The 18,579-nt window shown below is 72.3% G+C and carries 17 protein-coding genes; 12 read left to right on the top strand and 5 right to left on the bottom strand.

Going from position 1 to position 18,579, the window contains the following annotated elements; genetic code table 11:
- Positions 1-25 precede the first annotated feature (25 nt).
- Entirely contained in the window at positions 26-319 is a 294-nt protein-coding gene (locus ACIRD3_RS10145) for a DUF3040 domain-containing protein (RefSeq protein ID WP_402213836.1), read from the top strand.
- Positions 320-494: 175 nt separating this feature from the next.
- On the top strand, positions 495-1,190 hold the full coding sequence (locus ACIRD3_RS10140; RefSeq protein WP_402213834.1) for an SDR family NAD(P)-dependent oxidoreductase: 696 nt from the start codon (positions 495-497) through the stop codon (positions 1,188-1,190).
- Positions 1,191-1,308: 118 nt separating this feature from the next.
- On the opposite strand, the gene ACIRD3_RS10135 is transcribed toward ACIRD3_RS10140, so the two are convergent.
- A complete protein-coding gene (locus tag ACIRD3_RS10135; protein ID WP_402213832.1) occupies positions 1,309-2,595 on the bottom strand; it encodes a cyanophycinase in 1,287 nt (428 codons plus the stop codon).
- Between the two features lie 349 nt (positions 2,596-2,944).
- Here ACIRD3_RS10135 and ACIRD3_RS10130 point away from each other — a divergent pair, with 349 nt between their 5' ends.
- From ACIRD3_RS10130 to ACIRD3_RS10105, 6 genes are all read left to right on the top strand, one after another.
- Positions 2,945-3,898: an ABC transporter substrate-binding protein gene (locus tag ACIRD3_RS10130; protein ID WP_402213830.1), complete on the top strand. Its 954-nt coding sequence runs from the start codon at positions 2,945-2,947 to the stop codon at positions 3,896-3,898.
- Between the two features lies 1 nt (position 3,899).
- Positions 3,900-4,856: an amino acid ABC transporter permease gene (locus tag ACIRD3_RS10125; RefSeq protein WP_402213828.1), complete on the top strand. Its 957-nt coding sequence runs from the start codon at positions 3,900-3,902 to the stop codon at positions 4,854-4,856.
- A gap of 4 nt (positions 4,857-4,860) precedes the next feature.
- Positions 4,861-5,625: an amino acid ABC transporter ATP-binding protein gene (locus ACIRD3_RS10120; protein ID WP_402213827.1), complete on the top strand. Its 765-nt coding sequence runs from the start codon at positions 4,861-4,863 to the stop codon at positions 5,623-5,625.
- Positions 5,622-6,833 carry a M20/M25/M40 family metallo-hydrolase gene (locus tag ACIRD3_RS10115; RefSeq protein ID WP_402213825.1) on the top strand — a complete coding sequence of 404 codons (1,212 nt, stop codon included), beginning with the start codon at positions 5,622-5,624 and terminating at the stop codon, positions 6,831-6,833. The genes ACIRD3_RS10120 and ACIRD3_RS10115 overlap by 4 nt, the downstream gene beginning before the upstream one ends.
- 159 nt (positions 6,834-6,992) lie before the next feature.
- Complete coding sequence (locus tag ACIRD3_RS10110; RefSeq protein ID WP_402213823.1) at positions 6,993-7,877, top strand: MurR/RpiR family transcriptional regulator; 885 nt, start codon at positions 6,993-6,995, stop codon at positions 7,875-7,877.
- Positions 7,878-8,043: 166 nt separating this feature from the next.
- A complete protein-coding gene (locus ACIRD3_RS10105; RefSeq protein WP_402213821.1) occupies positions 8,044-8,922 on the top strand; it encodes a GNAT family N-acetyltransferase in 879 nt (292 codons plus the stop codon).
- 219 nt (positions 8,923-9,141) lie between these two features.
- On the opposite strand, the gene ACIRD3_RS10100 is transcribed toward ACIRD3_RS10105, so the two are convergent.
- The 3 genes from ACIRD3_RS10100 to ACIRD3_RS10090 all read right to left on the bottom strand — a co-directional run bounded on the left by ACIRD3_RS10100 (position 9,142) and on the right by ACIRD3_RS10090 (position 11,824).
- A complete protein-coding gene (locus ACIRD3_RS10100; RefSeq protein ID WP_402213819.1) occupies positions 9,142-9,624 on the bottom strand; it encodes an SRPBCC domain-containing protein in 483 nt (160 codons plus the stop codon).
- A gap of 43 nt (positions 9,625-9,667) precedes the next feature.
- Positions 9,668-10,843, bottom strand: a complete 1,176-nt coding sequence (locus tag ACIRD3_RS10095) for an RNA polymerase subunit sigma-70 (RefSeq protein WP_402213817.1) — start codon at positions 10,841-10,843, stop codon at positions 9,668-9,670.
- Positions 10,844-11,188: 345 nt separating this feature from the next.
- Complete coding sequence (locus ACIRD3_RS10090) at positions 11,189-11,824, bottom strand: TetR/AcrR family transcriptional regulator (RefSeq protein ID WP_402213815.1); 636 nt, start codon at positions 11,822-11,824, stop codon at positions 11,189-11,191.
- Between the two features lie 225 nt (positions 11,825-12,049).
- Here ACIRD3_RS10090 and ACIRD3_RS10085 point away from each other — a divergent pair, with 225 nt between their 5' ends.
- From ACIRD3_RS10085 to ACIRD3_RS10070, 4 genes are read left to right on the top strand one after another with little or no spacing between them, the layout of a single operon-like run.
- Positions 12,050-13,195 carry a VOC family protein gene (locus tag ACIRD3_RS10085; protein ID WP_402213813.1) on the top strand — a complete coding sequence of 382 codons (1,146 nt, stop codon included), beginning with the start codon at positions 12,050-12,052 and terminating at the stop codon, positions 13,193-13,195.
- A 32-nt stretch (positions 13,196-13,227) separates the two neighbouring features.
- On the top strand, positions 13,228-14,166 hold the full coding sequence (locus ACIRD3_RS10080) for a fumarylacetoacetate hydrolase family protein (protein ID WP_402213811.1): 939 nt from the start codon (positions 13,228-13,230) through the stop codon (positions 14,164-14,166).
- Positions 14,163-15,770, top strand: a complete 1,608-nt coding sequence (locus ACIRD3_RS10075; RefSeq protein WP_402213809.1) for a bifunctional 3-(3-hydroxy-phenyl)propionate/3-hydroxycinnamic acid hydroxylase — start codon at positions 14,163-14,165, stop codon at positions 15,768-15,770. The genes ACIRD3_RS10080 and ACIRD3_RS10075 overlap by 4 nt, the downstream gene beginning before the upstream one ends.
- Positions 15,767-17,734 carry an acetoacetate--CoA ligase gene (locus ACIRD3_RS10070; RefSeq protein ID WP_402213807.1) on the top strand — a complete coding sequence of 656 codons (1,968 nt, stop codon included), beginning with the start codon at positions 15,767-15,769 and terminating at the stop codon, positions 17,732-17,734. The genes ACIRD3_RS10075 and ACIRD3_RS10070 overlap by 4 nt, the downstream gene beginning before the upstream one ends.
- A 320-nt stretch (positions 17,735-18,054) precedes the next feature.
- Here ACIRD3_RS10070 and ACIRD3_RS10065 read toward each other — a convergent pair whose 3' ends face one another.
- On the bottom strand, positions 18,055-18,540 hold the full coding sequence (locus tag ACIRD3_RS10065; protein WP_402213805.1) for a hypothetical protein: 486 nt from the start codon (positions 18,538-18,540) through the stop codon (positions 18,055-18,057).
- Positions 18,541-18,579: the final 39 nt, after the last annotated feature.

Genomic DNA, 18,579 nt, shown 5'->3' with positions numbered 1-18,579 from the left:
CCGCCACCGTCCACGGAGGGACGCCATGGCCGTCCACCTCAGCGCCGGCGAGCTGCGCGCCCTCGCCGAGCTCGAGATCTCGATCAGGACCACCGACCCGGCGCTCGACCGGTTCCTGCGGCGTCGCAGGAACCGGCTGATCCGCCTGTCCTGGCGGCCCCTGGCCCTCGTCCTGTGGGTCGCGGCCTCCGCCGCCCTGACGGCCGGCTCCCTCATCTGCGCGGCGGCCTTCACCGCCGCCGCCTGCGGGCCGGCCCTCGTCGGCGCCGCCGCGACGGCACTCGGCTTCCTGCGGCTCCGCCGCCTCGAACGACGCTGACCCCGGCCCGCGAGCCGCAGCCCGAGGGACCGCGGGCCCGCTCCGGTCCGGTCCGGCCCTGCCCCCGTCCACGGCGGGCCGGGACCACCCCCGTGCCGTCCCGGCCCGACCGGAGCCCGGGAGCGCTACACCTGAGGAGAGCGAGATGGACATCAGGGGAGCGAGAGTCCTCGTCGTGGGAGCCACGGGGGAGCTCGGCGGCCGGCTGGCCGTCCTGGCCGCCGACGGCGGAGCGCGAGTCGTTCCCGCCGGCCGGGACACCGGGCGGCTCGAGGCCGTCGCCCGCCGTACCGGTGCGCCGGACACCCTGGCGTTCGACGCCTACGACCTCGACCTGTGCGCCGCTCTCGCCGAGCGGGCGGCCCGGCAGCTGGACGGTCTGGACGCGGTCGCCGTCAGCATCGGCGCGGTGGCCTTCGGCCCGTGCGAGGAGCTGCCCGCCGGTGTCGAGGAGCACCTGATGACGGTCAACGCCCTGGCCCCGCTGGCGGTGCTGCGCGGCGCGGTCCGGGCCCTCGGCCCCGGTGGTGCCGTCGGCGCCGTCACGGGGATCGTGGTCGAACGCCCGATCGCCACCGCCGGCGCCTACCGCGCGTCCAAGACCGCACTGACCGGGTGGCTGGAGACCGCGCGCCTGGAACAGCGCAGGCACCGACTCACCGTCCTGGAGGCGCGACCGCCCCACCTGGCGACGGGCTTCGCCGAACGCGCCGTCGCCGGCACTCCGCCGCGCCTGCCCGAAGGGGCGGACCCGCAGCCGTGGGCCGCCGCGATCCTCGAAGCGCTCTTCTCCGGGGCCGAGCTGCTGCGCCCCGGCCCCGACGGGAGCCCGTTGCCGACCGCGCTCGCGAGGCCTGCCATTCCGACGTGACCTGCTGACGGTGCCGCCTGGCGGTGCCGCCGGGCGGGATCCGGCGGCGGGCCTGGCTCGAAGGGTGCACCCGAGGAGGTGGCCGCACCGGGCACGGTGCGGCCACGGGTACCGGTGGTCAGTAGACGTACAGGTGGGTGGTCAGGTCGGCGAAGGCGATGGCCGTACCGCTCTTCCAGGCCCGGTAGCCGGTGCCCTTGGTGAGGTCGGCCTCGAAGGTGGGGCCGCTCTCGTAGCTGATGCCGTACTGGTAGGTGCTGCGGCCGGCGTTCACGAGCTCGGTGGCCATCTTGACCATCTGGTACGGGTGGCCGGTGGTCGGCGTGGGGGAGGAGAAGACGTCGCTCCAGCGGCTGCCCACGGCGCCGGTGCCGGGCGAGTAGGCGGGCTTGGCGGAGTCGGCGGTCCAGGTGGTCGGGTGGTAGCTGTCTCCGCTGGTCAGGTAGGACCACTTGACGTTGTCGATGGACCAGTAGCCGCTGTGGGTGCCGACGGTGGCCGAGCGCAGGTCGAGCACGGAGACGCCGTTGGTGCCGACGACGGTGTCGGTCTCGTTGGTGGAGCCGGGGTTGGTGACGACGAGGGCGGTGTCCTCGTCGATGCCGAAGGCGCGGGTGTGGCCGGTGTCGGCCGCGAGGCGGGTGATGCGGCCCTCGCGGCCGCGGGCGGCGAAGTGGGTGTCGAGGAGGCCGGAGGTGAAGAAGTCGAAGCCGCCCTCGGGCCGGTAGCTGAGGTCGTTGGGGTAGCCGGTGCTGATGGAGGTGTAGGAGCCGTAGCGCAGGCCGTCCCAGCTCTCGCCGCCGGTGACCATGTCGCGGCCGTTGGCGATGGTGGTGCCGGCGCTGGTGCCCATGATGGCGGCGCCCGCGGTGAACTTGGCGCGGATCGCCGCGAGGGCGGGGGAGTCGCTGTTGTCGCTCTTGAGGAGGGTGGTGACGAGGCGGCTCTGGTCTCCGCCGCCGAAGAAGAAGCCGGTCATGGAGTTGATCTGGTCGATGACGCTCCGGCTGGAGTTGTTGGAGATGTGATCGAGGTCGATCGGGATCCACTGGGCGTCGGCCGCGCCGTAGGTGTTCTTCAGCAGGTCGACGTAGTAGGTGCCGTTGCAGACCGAGTTGCTGCACGTGGCGGGGTCGTTGGCGTTGGGGTCATTGGCCGGGACGTCGGAGGCCGCGGTGATGACGCCGATGCGCGCGGTGGAGGTACCGCCCGCCTTGGTGACGAAGGTGCCGTACACCGCGGAGTTGCCGGCGGCGACCGCGCCGCCCGCCAGGATCAGGCTGCCGGTGGCGGGCGTGGCCGCCCGGGCGACGGTGGCGGGCGAGGCGAGTGCCGTGGCCAGGGCGACGGCGGCGATCGCGGCTCCGGCTGCCCGGCGGCGGGCGGGGCGTGCGGACATGGTCATGGGTGCTCCTGTGGGGGAGGCGGGCCGTCGTCGATGGCGGGCCCGGCGAGGAGGGATGCGTCCGCCCGGAGAGGGGCCGGGCAGGACGGGGGTGCGCATCCGGTGCGATGAGGGCAGCACTGGGCGCAGCAACGGAACATACAGATCGGTGCGTGATGGCGATAGATGTAACGCGTTGGCGGGGTGAAACCTTGACCATCTGAGCAACCATCAGGGATTTACCGGGGCTTCGCGGGGCGTTACCGATTCGTAGCCTTCATTACATATAGCCATCAAGATGGTTTACCTGTAACGTCCTGGCTCGCGGCGCAGCCCCACCGGCGCCGCTCAGTTCTCGAAAGGTTGCTCCGTGAACTCCTCTGCTGCTCGCAGACCGGCCCTGCCGGCCGCCCTCGCCCTGTGCGCCACCCTCGGTTTGACCGCCTGCGGGAGCACGGGGTCCGAGACCCCCGCCGGCGCCGGCACCGCGGTCACCGTCGCCGGCGTCTCCATCAGCCCCGACGCCGCCCTGCACGCAGCGCTCCCCGACGCGGTCAAGAAGTCCGGCAAGGTCCGGGTCGCCACCGACATCCCGTACCCCCCGTTCGAGATGTACGTGGCCGAGGGCAAGAGCGAGATGACCGGCCTCGACTACGACCTCGGCCAGGCCCTGGGCGCGAAGCTCGGCGTCAGGTTCGAGTTCCTGGCCCAGAAGTTCGACGGCATCGTCCCGGCCATCCAGGCCGGCAAGTACGACGCCGCGATCAGCGCCATCACCGACAACGAGGAACGCGGCAAGGTCGTCGACTTCGTCGACTACTCCGTCTCCGGCACCGGCATCATGGTCGCCAAGGGCAACCCCGACAAGATCGTCACCCTCGACGACCTCTGCGGCAAGAAGGCCGCGGTCCAGACCGCCACCAACCAGCAGAAGCTCCTCGACAAGCACCAGGACGCCTGCAAGAACGCGGGCAGGGCGCCGATCGAGGTCCAGGCGTTCCCCAAGGACTCCGACGCCCAGCTCGCGCTGCGCTCCGGAAAGGTGTCCGCCGACGTCCTCACCAAGCCGGCGGCCGGCTGGACCGCGAAGACCGCCGACAACGGCGCCACCTTCGAGGTCGTCGACGATCCCGCCGCGCAGGGCGGCTACAACGCCTCCCCGAACGGCATCGCGATCAGCAAGAGCCTGCCGCAGCTCACCGACGCCGTTCAGAAGGCGCTGCAGTCGCTCATCGACGACGGCTCCCTCGCCAAGATCTACGACACGTACGGCGTCGCCTCCATCGCCGTCAAGTCCGCCACCAAGAACGGTGCGGTGGACTGACATGGCCGCCACCGCACACCGCTCCCCGGGCAGCCTCGCCGCCACCGGCACCGAGGACCCGATCGCCGTGCCCGTGCGCCACTGGGGACGCTGGATCGCCGCCGCCCTCGCCCTGCTCTCGCTGGTCGGGCTGGTCGGCTCCCTCGCCAAGAACCCCAACGTCCACTGGGACGTCGTCGGCCACTACCTCTTCGCCGACCTCATCTTCGACGGCCTGGTCACCACCCTGTGGCTGACCGTCGCCGCCATGGCCGTCGGCCTCGCGCTCGGCACCCTGGTCGCCGTCATGCGCCTGTCCGGCAACCCGGTCCTTTACGGCCTGTCCACCCTCTTCGTGTGGCTCTTCCGCGGCACCCCGCTGCTGGTCCAGATCATCTTCTGGGCCTACGCCGCCGCCCTCTACAAGCACCTGATGATCGGCATCCCGTTCACGACGATCACCTTCGTCGAGTTCGACACCAACCAGCTCCTCACCCCGTCGGTCGCCGCCCTCCTCGCGCTCGGCCTCAACGAGGCCGCCTACGCCTCCGAGATCGTCCGCGCCGGCATCCAGTCCGTCGACCCCGGACAGACCGAGGCCGCCCACTCCCTCGGCATGAAGCCCGGCATGACGATGCGCCGCATCGTCCTGCCGCAGGCGATGAAGGTCATCATCCCGCCGATGGGCAACGAGACCATCAACATGCTCAAGACCACCGCCTACGTCTCGGTGATCGCCGCCCACGACCTGATGTCCAACATCCAGGACGTGTACGCGCAGAACTACCAGGTCATCCCGCTGCTCGTGGTCGCCGCCCTGTGGTACCTCGCCCTGACCACCGTCCTCAGCGTCCCCCAGGCCTGGCTCGAGCGCCGCTACGGCCGCGGCACCGGCCGCGGCCCATCCGTCTCCCCGCTGCGCCGCATGTTCGTCGGCGCCGCCGGCTTCCTCCCGTCGAACCGCAACCGGAAGGGCTGATCCGATGGCCCAGCCCATGGTGCACGCCCAGGGCGTGCGCAAGCACTACGGCAAGCTCGAGGTCCTCCAGGGCATCGACCTCACGGTCGAACGCGGTCAGGTGTGCTGCCTGCTCGGCCCCTCCGGCTCCGGCAAGTCCACCTTCCTGCGCTGCATCAACCACCTGGAGAAGGTGGACGGCGGCCGGCTGTCGGTCGACGGCGCCCTGGTCGGCTACCGGCAGGTCGGCGACCGGCTGCACGAGCTGCGCGAGTCGGAGGTGGCCGAGCGCCGCCGGGAGATCGGCATGGTCTTCCAGCGCTTCAACCTCTTCCCGCACCTCACCGCGCTGCAGAACGTCATGGAGGCGCCGGTCCGGGTCGCCCGGATGAACCCCTCGGACGCGAGGGCCGAGGCGCAGCGGCTCCTCGACCGGGTCGGCCTCGGCGATCGTGCCGGCCACTACCCGGCGCAGCTGTCGGGCGGCCAGCAGCAGCGCGTCGCCATCGCCCGGGCACTGGCGATGAAGCCGAAGCTGATGCTGTTCGACGAGCCCACCTCGGCGCTCGACCCGGAGCTGGTGGGTGACGTCCTCGACGTCATGCGCGACCTCGCCGCGGACGGCATGACGATGGTCGTGGTCACCCACGAGATCGGCTTCGCCCGCGAGGTCGGCGACACGGCGGTGTTCATGGACGAGGGGGTCGTCGTGGAGGCCGGCGACCCGCGCAAGGTCCTGGTCGACCCGGAACAGGAGCGCACCAAGGCGTTCCTGTCCAAGGTCCTGTGAGCGCCCCCGCCGAACCGGCGAGCCGCACGGGCCTGGCCGAGCTGTCGGCCGCCGCCGGGAAGGTCCTTCCCCGTTACCTCGGCGACCTCGCCGAGCTGGTCGCCGTCGACTCCGGTTCCCACAACGCCGACGGCGTGAACCGGGTCGCCGACTGGTTCGAGCGCCGCCTGCGGTCGGTCGGGTTCACCACCGAGCGCACCACCCCCGCCGAGATCGACGGACGCCGCTTCGGGGACGTCCTCGTCGGCCGACTCGCCGGCTCGGTGCCGGTCGAGGACGGGGGAGCGCGGATCGTCCTCCTCGGGCACATGGACACCGTGTTCGAGGACGGCACCGCTGCCGCCCGCCCGTTCGAGGCCTCCCGGGGCCGCGCGCACGGGCCCGGTGTCAGCGACGACAAGGGCGGCCTGCTGGCCGGTGTCACGGCTGCCGAGCTTCTCGTCCGCCACGGCCGGACGGCCTTCGCCGAGCTGGTCGTCCTCGCCACCCCGGACGAGGAGATCGGCTCGCCGGCCAGCCGGGCGTTGACCGAGCGCACCGCGGCCGGGGCGGACTACGCGCTCGGCCTGGAGTGTGCCCGGGAGAACGGCGACCTGGTCATCGAGCGCAAGGGCGTCGCGGACCTGCTGGTGACCGTCACCGGGCGGGCCGCCCACGCCGGGATCGAGCCCGAGCGCGGCGCCAACGCCGCCCTCGCCGCGGCGCACCTGGTGGTGGCGCTGCAGGCGCTCAACGGCCGTTGGCCGGGCGTCACGATCAACGTCGGCGTGGTGCGGGCGGGCACCCGGACCAACATCGTGTGCCCCGAGGCCGAGCTTCGGGTCGAGGTCCGCGCGGCCACCACCGCGGGACTGGCCACCGCCATCGCCGGGATCCGCCGCGCCGCCGCGCGCACAGCCGTGGAGGGCACCGCGGCCCGGGTCGACCAGCTGGACCTGTGCCCGCCGATGGAGCACACCCGGGAAGCGGCCGGCCTGCTCGCCGTCGCCCTGCGGACGGCCGCCGACCTCGGCATGCGGGTCCACGGCGCCTCCACGGGCGGCGTCGGTGACGCCAACTTCACCTCCGGCCTCGGGGTGCCGACCCTCGACGGCCTCGGCCCGGTCGGCGGCGCCGACCACACGCCCGAGGAGTGGCTCGACACCTCCAGCGTCCCGGCCCGGATCGCCCTCCTGGCCGCGCTGCTCGAGCGCCTCGGCCGTCGCTGACCCCGACCGCCCGACACCCGTGGGCCCGCGCGGGCCCGTGCCGCGGGAGCACGTCCGCGCGGTGATCTCCGCAGCCCGGCACTTCGCTAGGCTGCGGAGACGGGTTCCACAGCGCACCACCCACGATCCACCCGCAGCCCGGGAAGGGAAGCCCCGCCCATGCCCACCGTCACGCTCGCCGAGGACATCCGCCAACGGCTCGGCGACTGCAGCCCCGCCGAGCGCAAGGTCGGCAGGATCCTGCTCGCCGGGTGGCCGGCCGCCGGATTCGAGACCATCGCCACCCTCGCCGAGCGTGCCGACGTCAGCGCCCCGACCGTCATCCGGTTCGTCAACCGGCTCGGCTACCGGGGCTTCCCCGACTTCCAGGCGGCGCTGCGCGCCGAGCTCGACGAGCGCCACGCCTCGCCCGTGACCCTCTACAGCAGCGGCAACTACGGCAACGCCGGGACGGACACGGCCGACCCGCGGACCGGCGCGGCCGGGCTGCTGGCCCACAGCCGCGAGGTCTTCACCGCGGCGGTCGACCGGACGCTCGCCGAGGTCACCCCGCACGACCTCGACCGCGCGGTCCAGCTCCTCGCCGACCCCAAGCGGCGCATCACGCTGGCCGGCGGGCGCTTCACCGACCTCTTCGCCCACTACCTGGGTCTGCACCTGATGCAGGTCCGCGACAACGTCCGCCTCCTTCCCGACCGGGCCGTCGAGCGCACCGCGCTGCTCGCCTCGCTCGGCCGCCGCGACGTCCTCGTCGTCTTCGACTACCGCCGGTACGAGGAGGACAAGGTCACCGCCGCCGAGCTGGTCCGGGAGGCCGGTGGCCGCGTCATCCTGTTCACCGACACCTGGCTCTCCCCGGTGAGCACCCACGCGGAAGTCGTCTTCTCCAGCCAGATCGGCGCCCCGTCCCCGTACGACAGCCTGGTGCCCACGCTCGCGGTGGTCGAGAGCGTGGTCGCCGGGCTGATATCGGAGCTCGGCGACCGGGCGCACGAGCACATGCGGCACAGCGAGGAGATCGCCGACCGCGCCGGCCTCACCTGACCCTTAACCCGTTGCCCGGGAGCCGGTCGGCCCGCTAGGTTCAGCCAGCCGCCCGCATCGGTGCAGGCCGGCGCTGTCGACGAGGAGGTGTGGAGCACATGCGCAGGAGTGCCCGGGAGTCGAGCCCGCGTCCTGACCCTTGCCACCTCCTCACGACGGAGACACCTTGTCCCTTCGCATCACCCCACTGACCGACCCCGCCCGCGGGCCGCACGGCCGACGTCTCGCCTGGTTGGCGTCGGACGCGGATTCCATCCCCGCCGGGACGGCCTTTCTGCGGCTGTTCGACGGCGGACAAGAGCATCTGGCCGAGCTCGACGTCCGGGTACACCCCGCGGAGCGCCGCAGGGGCGTCGGCTCCCGGCTCCTCGACACCGCTGTGTCCGCCGCCCGGGACGACGCCCGACGCTGCGTCGTCGCGCAGGCGGAGGCCGGATCACCCGGCGACCACTTCCTCGCCGCGCACGGGTTCCGGAAGGTCCTCACCTTGAGGTTCACCCGCTTGCCACTGGCCGCCGTGGACACGGCCGCCCTCGCCGAGATCCTCGCGCGTCCGCATCCCGGCTACCGGCTGACGTCATGGCGGGGAACCGTCCCCGACGCCCTCGCCCAGTCGTTCGCCGCCTCACGCCGGGCCATGGACGACATGCCCATGGACGACACCGACCACGGCACCGTGACCTGGGACGTGGACCGCGTACGGGCCGCGGCGAAGGCCGTCGAACAGCGCGGCGACCACCTGCACACCGTCGTCGCCGTCGACACCTCCGACGGCTCGATCGCCGGGTTCACCGAACTCGTCATCCCCGGCAACGGCGCAGGTGACGGCCAGCACTACGGCACCGGTGTGCTGCCCGAGCACCGCGGACACGGCCTCGGCCGATGGATGAAGGCCGAGTCGATCCGGCAGGCCCGCAGGGACCATCCGGGCCTCGGCGGCCTCCTGACCGACACCGCCGACAGCAACACGCACATGAGGCGGATCAACGACGGTCTCGGCTACACGCCCACCCACACGACGCACAAGCACCAGCTCGACCTCTAGCAGGCGCTCGACCTCTGGCAGGAGCCTGACCTCTGGCCGGAGCGGACGGGCCGGACCGGGGGCATCACCCGGTCCGGCCCGTCCCCGGGCACTCCGCGAGCCGCGCTCCGCACCCGAACGCGGCCAGGTCGGCGAACGCGGCGGTCCACCCGAGGGAGGGAGTGGCGATGGTCCGCTGTCCCCACGAGACGTCCCCACGACCCGCGGGCAGACGATGTGTCAGGCGACCAGGTGCGCCAGGTTCGCGAGCTCGTTGCGCCGACCCGCGACCAGCCGCTCGGTCCACTCGTCGTCGTGCATCGCGTCGACCGTCATCGTCACGTGGACGCCGCCGTCCGTCGGCGTCAGCTCGACCTCGGTGAGGAAGTCGTAGGGCGTCACGCCGGGGATGAAGTCGGCCGATGTGGTGTATCCGAGCCTGCGCTGCGGCTCCACGACGGTGAAGGTCTTCGTGGACGGCGTGCTCAGGGGCAGCCCGGCGCTCTCCATGAAGGCGACCTGCTCTGCTCCGGTGGCGGTCATGGTGTAGCTCAGGGTGCCGCCGGGGCGCAGGTCCAGGGCATCGACGGTGACCACGAAGCCGTCGGGAGCCCACCAGGAGGCGATGCCGGAGGCGGTGGTCCACAGGTCCCAGATCCGGGCGGCCGAGGCGGGGAGGTCCTGCTCGATGCGGATCGTGCGGGGGGCGGCGGTGGCGCTCATGGTGGGTGCTCCCTCTGTTCGCTGGTTCGTGCGGTCTGCAGGATTAGACGTCGTCGGGCCGATTTCTCATCGGTCGCCGCGAGGGAAGGGTGAGCGGCAGTCCGCACGCGGCGACCAGATGCGTCTCGAAGGTCGTGATCTCCGCGATCCGTCCGCCTTCGACGCGCAGCACGTCGAGCATGTGCGCGCGGTACACCGACGTGCCCGGGCGCTGCACGTAACCGGCCACCGCGGGCATCCGGTTGGCCGCGGTGGGGACGAATCGCCAGCGCCCGAAGAAGCGCGGCGAGGCCGGGTCGAACACCGCGGCGACCTGCGCGAGGATCGCCTCGCGCCCGGTGAACCAGATCGCGTTCGGCGGCATGGTCAGCACCGCGTCGGCGCGCAGCAGCTCGGCCATCATGGCCGGGGCGGCGCGCTCGGCCGCCAGGACGTAGCGGCGTACGACCTCCTGCTCCTCGCGGGTGCGCTCGGCCGGGGTCCAGTCGGCGCGCTTCGCCGGGAGCCGCTCGCGGAGTGTCTGCCGGGCCCGTTGCAGTGCGCTGTTGGCTGCGGCGACGGACATCTCCAGGATCCGAGCGGTCTCCTCGGCCGGCCGCCCCATGACGTCGCGGTGGATCAGCACGGCCCGCTGCCGGGGCGGGAGGTGCTGGACGGCGGCCAGGAACACGAGCTCCAGCGTCTCCCGCGACACCACGGCCGACTCGGGCGATGCCGACTCGTCGGACGCGGGGACCTGTTCGAGCATCTCGTCGATCCGGCGGTCCGGGTACGGCTGAAGCCAGGGAAGCCGAGCCGGCGGCTCGCCGGGCCCGGAGTCGAGCCCAGGGACGGGCACGTAGCGTTGCGGCCGACGGCCGGTGCGCCTCAGATGGTCGAGGCAGACATTGGTCGCGATGCGGTGGAGCCAGGTGCGGACCGCGGCCCGGTGCTCAAAGGAACAACGGTCGCGCCAGGCCCGCAACAACGTCTCCTGCAGAAGGTCCTCGGCATCGTCGTAGGACCCGACCATCCGGTAACAGAGCAGGTGAAGAGGGCGGCGGTGGGCGTCCAACAGCGCCGCGAAGTCCGCGTCCGACGCTCCGACCCCGGCCGACCGCTCCGTCTCGACGGACTCCCGCCAGGGTGTGCCGTCCGGCGTGGCCTCGGCATCCCTGCGAGCAGTCTGTCGCAGTTTCAGCGCCAGCGCCGCAAGCTCCTCCACCTGCGCCCGGAACACCGCCGGCGGCTCCCACGCGATAGTCCGCGCCCTGCGCTCGAGCTCCGCGACCAGTGCCGCCGGGTCACCGCCCGCCCCCGGCCCGTGCCGTTCCCGGTAGGCCCGCTGTCGGCAGCGGGCCGAGCAGTGCACCGCCGGACGACCGCGCCGAGGAACCGGCAGAGCCGTGCCACACGTCGAGCAGGTCCCCATGGCGCCTACCCGTCCCTGTTTCGTCACCCCCGAGGCGTGACGAAAACATAGCCGGATCCGGCGCCGGGGCGCCGGCGAAGCGGCGAAGGGCCGGGACCTGGTCGCTCCGGGGACCGTGACCGCCTGCGCCGCTCCTGGAGCCGGCGGGTGCGTTCAGGCGCCGTCGGGCAGGGGGTGCCGGGCGACCTCGTGGGCGTCCTGCAGCGGCACGCCCAGCATCCGCAGAACCATCTCCGCCAGGTCCACCGCGGCCTTGTCGCCGTCGAGGTCGGGGCGGGCGAACCGCAGTTCCACCAGGGACAGCAGGGTGCCGCCCAGCCCGGACAGGGCGACGGCGGGGTCGGCGGCCGTGAAGCGTCCGGAGGCCATGCCGGCTTCGAGGTCGCGTCGTGCCCGCCGGGCCAGGCCGTTGTCGGAGTGGATGTACCCGAGGCCCCGGCGGCGTAGGACCTGCATCAGTTCCGGGTGGGAGTCGGCCATCCGGGCGCTGAGGCGGAAGCCTGCGGCGACACGTTCCGCCGGGTCCTCGATCCCGGTCAGCCGCTCGTCGGACTGCTGCCCGAACTCCTCCAGGGCATCGACCACCGCGGCGTCGAACAGCTCGGCCTTCGACTCGAAGTGGTTGTAGAAGGAGCCGAAGCCGACATCCGCCCGTTCCGCGATCGCCTGGATGCTCGCGCCGGCGTCCCCGCTCTCGGCGAGTATCTGCCGGGCGGCGCGAATGAGTGCGCCGCGCGTCTCGGCGCGGCGCCGCTCGAACCGGTTGCTGGGTGGAGCTGAGGAAGGCATGCGCAGAGTCTACCCCTCTGGCGATGACAATCACATCTCTGATGAATTCATCAAACTCACGCCGATCGGGCCCGGATCCCCGCCGAAGTGCCGTGCCGGGAGCGCCGGGTGCCACGACCGGCGCGTTCATCTGATGAATTCATCATTTCCTTCGTGGATCGCCTTGACGAAGATACTGTCAAGGTTGATGATTTCCTCATCAAGCGATGTTGCTCGGAGGGCACCATGTCTGAAACCCGCGTCCGCGAGCCCGGTGTCACGACAGCGCACCAGGACCTTCACAGCGAGCACGGAGCCCTGCGCGGCGAACACCCGGGCCGCTCCCGCAATCCCGCGATCAAGGTCGCCGGTCTGGCCTGGCTGGAGTTCGAGAAGCCGGACCTGGAGCGGGCCGAGGTCTTCGCCCGGGACTTCGGCTTCGGTGTCGCCGCCCGGAGCGAGCGGGAGCTGTGGCTCCGGGGCACCTTCGCCGGCTCACCGTGCATGGTGATCCGGCGCGGCCGGACCTCCCGTTTCATCGGCCCGGCCTTCCGCGCCGCCGAGCGGGCCGACCTGGACCGGCTGGCCCGCGCCACGGGCGCGTCCGTACGGGACGCGGACGTGCCCGGCGGCGGCAAGGTGGTCGACCTGCTCGACCCCTCCGGCTTCCCGGTCCGGGTCGTGCACTGCGGGGAGGAACTGCCGGCGCTGCCCGAGCAGCAGCCGCTCCTGCTCAACTTCGGCACCGACCACCGTCGCACGAACGCCCCCCAGCGCCCGCCGCGTGAACCCTCCCGCATCCAGCGGCTGGGCCATGTGGTCCTGGAGACGCGGGTGTTCGGCCGGGCTCTGGACTGGTACCTGGACACCCTCGGGATGATCGTCTCCGACTTCCTGTTCCTGGACGGCCAGCGCGGCCGCGGCCCGACGATGGCGTTCGTCCGCTGCGACCTCGGCAGCGTGCCGGCCGACCACCACACCCTGGCGATGCACCTGGGGCCGGGCACCGGTTACGTCCACTCCGCCTACCAGGTCACCGACCTGGACTCGATCGCGGCCGGCGGCGAGTACCTCACCGAGCGCGGCTACCAGCGCAGCTGGGGGATCGGTCGGCACATCCAGGGCAGCCAGCTCTTCGACTACTGGCGCGACCCGGACCGCCTCATGCTGGAGCACTTCGCCGACGGCGACCTGTTCTCCTGCGACGTCGAGCCCGGCTGGGCGCCGATGTCCACCAGCGGCCTCGCCCAGTGGGGGCCGCCGGCCACCCGCGACTTCCTCGGCGCCAGTCCCTCCCCGCAACGCGTCCGCGACGTGATCCAGGCGCTGCGGGGCGACAACGAGATGGACCCGGCACGTCTTTTCGGCCTGCTCAAGGCCGCCACGTCCTGAAGCACCCCGTCCCCTTTCACGAAGGCACCGACATGAGCACCAATGTCCTGCGCACCGCCGACGGATGGTGGGTCGTCCGCGGCGAGCGGGCCGTCCCCGTCGAGACCAAGGCCGCCACCACGGCCGAGCTGATCGCCGACCGTGACGCCGTGCGGGAGGCGACCCGCTCGGACGACCCGGGCACGCCCGTCGCGGACCTCGCTGTCCTCCCGCCGGTCACCACTCCCTGCCGGGTGGTCGCCCAGATGGTCAACTACCGCAGCCACGCCCGCGATTCGGGCTTCACCGGCGACATCCCGCCCGCCTTCTTCCGCAAGGCCTCCGGGTCGGTCAGCGGACCCGGCGACGCCGTCGTGCGGCCGGCCCATGTGAGGTTCCTCGACTACGAGATCGAACTCGGGCTGGTCATGGGCGCCCCCCTGCCCATCGGCGCCGTCGTCGAGGAGCGCGACCTGCCGTCCTACGTCGCCGGGCTGGTCATCACCAACGACGTCAGCGCCCGCGACGTCCAACTGACCAAGACCCAGTTCTACGAGAGCAAGTCGTACCCCACCTTCACCCCGACCGGCCCCCACCTCGCCCTGCTGGAACCGGAGGACTTCGCCCACCTCCTCGATCTGCGGCTGCGGCTGTCGGTCAACGGCGAGCCGCGCCAGGACCGCACGCTGGCCGACATGATCGTCCGCCCCGCCCAGGCCCTGACCCTGCTGGCCCGCTTCCAGACCCTCGACCCCGGGGACCTGCTGCTGACCGGCACGCCCGGCGGCACGGCCCTGAAGGCCCCACCGAAGCCGGTGGAGAAGATCGGGGCGCTGCTGCCGCCCGCGGTGAAGTGGAAGGCCTTCTTCACGTCCCAGACGAAGAACCCGCGCTACCTGCACGCGGGAGACGTGATCACGGCGACGATCGCGACCCCGGACGGCCGGATCGACCTCGGCAAGCAGCGAACTCCGGTCACGGACGCGCGATGACACCCCGACGTGAGCCGCACGTGACCGTCGAAGCCAACGGGACGACCGTGCCCGTGGTGATCGTGGGGGCCGGACCGGTGGGCGTCACCGCGGCCCTTCTGCTCGCCCGGCGCGGAGTGCCCACCGTCGTCCTGGAGCGACACCGGGACCCCTACCCCCTCCCGCGTGCCGTCGCCGCCGACGACGAGGTCCGCCGGATCCTCCAGGCCGCGGGCGTCGGCGAGGAGTTCTCGACGATCGTCCGCCCCGCCAACGGACTCCGGCTGCTGGACGCCCGGCACCGGGTGATGGCCGAGTTCCCCCGCACCCCGCACGGCCACCACGGCTACCCGCAGACCAGCATGTTCGACCAGCCCGAGCTGGAACGACTGCTGCGGGACGCCCTCGCCCGCCACCCGCAGTGCGAACTGCGCGTCGGCGTCGAGGTCACCGCCGTCGAAGCGGACACGAGCGGCCCGGTCCGCGTGACCTACCGCGACGAGGACGGGGAACACCGGCTGCGGGCCGAGGCGGTCCTCGGCTGCGACGGGGCCAACAGCCTCACCCGCGAGGCCATCGGCGCGACCTGGGAGGACCTGCACTTCGAGGAGAGCTGGACCGTCGTCGACGTCCGCACGAGCGCCGACGTGCGCTGCTGGGAGGGCGTCGACCAGGTCTGCGACCCGCGCCGTCCGGCGACGTTCATGCGGATCGGCGAGGACCGCTACCGCTGGGAGTTCCGGCTGGAGGAGGGCGACGAGCCGGTCCGCGAGCTGGTCGCGCCCTGGTTGCCGCCGTCCTGGGACGGGGACTTCGAGGTCCTGCGCAAGGCGCAGTACACCTTCCGGGCGCGGGTGGCCGACCGGTGGCGCAGCGGACGGGTCTTCCTCCTCGGCGACGCCGCCCACCTCACCCCGCCGTTCGTCGGCCAGGGCCTGTGCGCGGGGCTGCGGGACGCCTACAACCTCACCTGGAAGCTCGCCCGCGTCCTCGGCCGGGGCGGCGACGAGCGGCTGCTGGACACCTACGAGAGCGAACGCAAGCCGCATGCACGGCATGTGATACGGCTCGCGGTCGCCATGGGCTGGGCCATGACCGGCGGCCAGGACAGCGCCGCCGCACTGCGCCGGAACGTCCTGGCCGCGGCCTGCCGCCTACCGGGCCTGGCCGCAGCGATCGGACGCGACCTCAGCCCGCGCCTGACCGCCGGGCCCCTCGTACGACGGCGCCTGCGCGGGGGCCTGGCCGGCCGCCACTGCCCCCAACCGTCGATCGGCGTCGACGGACGCCGTCTCCGCCTCGACGAGTACCTCGGCGACTCCTTCACCATCCTGACCGCCGCCGACCCCTCGCCGTCGCTGCAGGCCCTCGCCCACGCGCTCGGCGTCCAGGTGGTCCCCGTGACCGGCCTCGGCGACGACGGAACCCTCGCCGCCTGGCTGCGCGGTGGCCGGGCGGACGCCGTCCTGCTGCGCCCCGACCGCGTCGTCCTGGACGTGGTCCCGGCCGGCGGCCACGACTTCACCGACACCGCCGGCTGGGCCCGCCTCCTGCACACCACGCGCAGCCCCGCCCCTTCCCCACGGACCGTAGAGAACAGCCTGCCGAGGAGCGCCGCACGATGACCCGGCCGGAGCCTTTCACGACGCCCGACCCCCAGGCTGTCGCGAGCAGCCGCATCATGGACTTCGCCCGCCGCGTCGGACGCGACGGCGCCGACTACGCCTCCCTGCACCACTGGTCGGTGACCGACCTGGAAGGCTTCTGGGGCGCGGTGTGGGAGTACTTCCGCGTCGACGCGGACACCGGCTACGAGCAGGTGCTGGCCGAGGAGCGGATGCCCGGGGCCCGCTGGTTCCCCGGAGCCACCCTCAACTACGCCCACCACGCCCTGCGCCACCCGGCGGACGACGACGTGGCGATCATCGCCCTCGACGAAACCGGGGCCGCGCACGAGGTGACCGCGGGCCGGCTGCGCGCCCAGGTCGCCTCGGTCGCCGCCACCCTGCGCGACCTGGGCGTCGGCCGGGGCGACCGGGTGGTCGGCTACCTGCCCAACACCCCGCACGCCATCGTCGCGTTCCTCGCCGCCGCGAGCCTCGGCGCGGTGTGGTCGGTGTGCGGGCAGGACTACGCCCCGAAGGCCGCCGCCGACCGGTTCGGCCAGCTCGCACCCACCGTCCTGATCGCGGCGGACGGCTACCTGTTCAACGGCACCACCCACGACCGCCGCGACGCCGCCCTGGAACTCGCCGGCGCGCTGCCCGGGTTGAAGGCCACCGTGCTGGTGGACCACGTGGGCCTGCCGTGGCGGCCCCAGGCGTACCCGTCGCCGGTCGTGCCGTGGGAGGAGGCCTCCACCCGTACCGAGGAACTCACCTGCACGCCGGTGCCGTTCGACCATCCGCTCTGGGTCGTGTTCTCCTCGGGCACCACCGGCCTGCCCAAGGGCATCGTCCACGGCCACGGCGGTGTCCTGCTGGAACACCTCAAGACCCTCGGCCTGCACTCCGACCTCGGGCCCGGCGACCGCCTGCTGTGGTACACCACCACCCACTGGATGATGTGGAACCTGGTCGCCTCGACACTGCTGACCGGCGCGACGACCTGCACCTACGACGGCAGTCCGGCCCCCCTCGCCAAGCTCGACGTCCTGTGGGAGCTGGCCGCCCGCCACCGGGTCACCGTCTTCGGCACCAGCCCCCAGTACCTGCTGGCCATGGCCAAGTACGGCATCGACCCGTCCAGCCATGACCTGTCGTCGGTCCGCGTCGTCGGGTGCACCGGCTCGGCCCTGCCGGCCTCCGCGTACCCGTGGGTCCGCGACCACGTCGGCGGCCACGTCCTGCTCGCCTCCATCAGCGGCGGCACGGACGTGGTGTCCGGCTTCGCGGGCAGCGCGCCCACCACGCCCGTCTGGGCCGGGGAACTGTCCGCACCCCAGTTGGGTGTCGCGCTGGCCGCGTACGACACCGCCGGCCGCCCGGTCGTCGACCAGGTCGGAGAACTGGTCGTCACCCGGCCCATGCCGTCCATGCCGCTCGCCTTCTGGAACGACCCCGACGGCAGCCGCTACCACGACGCCTACTTCTCCACCCACCCCGGCGTGTGGCGCCACGGTGACTGGATCACCCACACCTCCCACGGCTCGGTCGTCGTCCACGGCCGCTCCGACAGCACCCTGAACCGCAACGGCGTACGCCTGGGCAGCGCGGACCTCCACGACATCGTCGAGCGCCTCCCGGAGATCACGGAAGCCCTGGTCATCGGAGCCGAGGAAGCCGACGGCGGCTACTGGATGCCCCTGTTCGTCGTCCCGGCGCCAGGAGTGGCGCTGGACGAGGCGCTGCGCGAGAAGATCAAGGAGGCGATCCACAGCGGCGCCTCACCGCGCCACGTCCCCGACGAGATCCTCGAAGTCCCGGGCATCCCGCACACCCGCACCGGCAAGAAACTCGAAGTCCCCGTCAAACGCCTCCTGCAAGGCGCCCCCGCCGAACAGGTCGTCAACCCCGCCGCCGTGGACGCCCCCGACCTCCTCGACCACTACGCCCGCCTGGGCGCCGCCCGCCGGAACCGGCCGTCATGACGACTGCGTAGATCACCCTCCTCGTCGGGCCCTGCCTGGCCTTCCTGCCCCTCGGCCCGCCCAAGAGAAGCTGACCGGCCGCTCCGTCAAGGCACGCAAGACCACCGAAGGCTGGTACCTGCCCGCCGAACTCGAAGCACGAGCATCGACGCTGGAGTGCGCCGTAAGCAGGGCATAGCTCGGATGGTCTGGATCCTTCTCCGTATTGCGTGTCTCAAGATCAGACATGAGGCTGGGCAGCGGCGGTGGAGCGTGGGGCAGCGGCAGAACTGAGGCACGTGCGAGTGAGCTCTTTGTGAGATGCATGTGTTGCTGTCGGCTCAGCGGTGACGCCACAGCGAGTGCAGTCGCAGGACATCCATCTGCCAGTGCTGTTGGAGTCCGTTCTGCGGGTGCGGCAGCTCTCTGCCGAGCGCAGCCGCGACCTCGTGGTAGACCCCAGTCGGGGCGTGGTCACCCGTGACGACAAGAGCGGACAGCAACGGTTCGCCAGTTGGCGTGTCACGGTCGACCCGGGTGAGCAGCTCACGCTGCTCCGATCCCCGCAACCAGGGCAGGTCGAGATCCACCCGGCGGCTTATTCCCGACCAGGTGATGGTGGATTGGTGACGGGCGACATCACGGAGAACGAGCCCCACGGCCTCGGCGAGTTCGCTGAGGGCAGCCTCCGGGAGGGCACGGTTCTGTGCCACCTCCCCGGGCGTCGGTTCGGCCGTCACCCTCGCGCCATTGGTCGTCGCCGTGGTGGCGCCAGCCGGCGGCGTCGAGCCGGTGGGTTCGAGGCGCGGGGAGGCCGGTCCCGCCATAGTGGCCTGCTGCCGAAAGCAGATCTCGAACAGCTCCTG

The sequence above is a fragment of the Kitasatospora sp. NPDC093550 genome (genome assembly GCF_044764985.1).
Lineage (GTDB): Bacteria > Actinomycetota > Actinomycetes > Streptomycetales > Streptomycetaceae > Kitasatospora.
The sequence above is the reverse complement of the archived record's forward strand: the minus strand, read 5'-3'. Positions and strand labels throughout refer to the sequence as shown.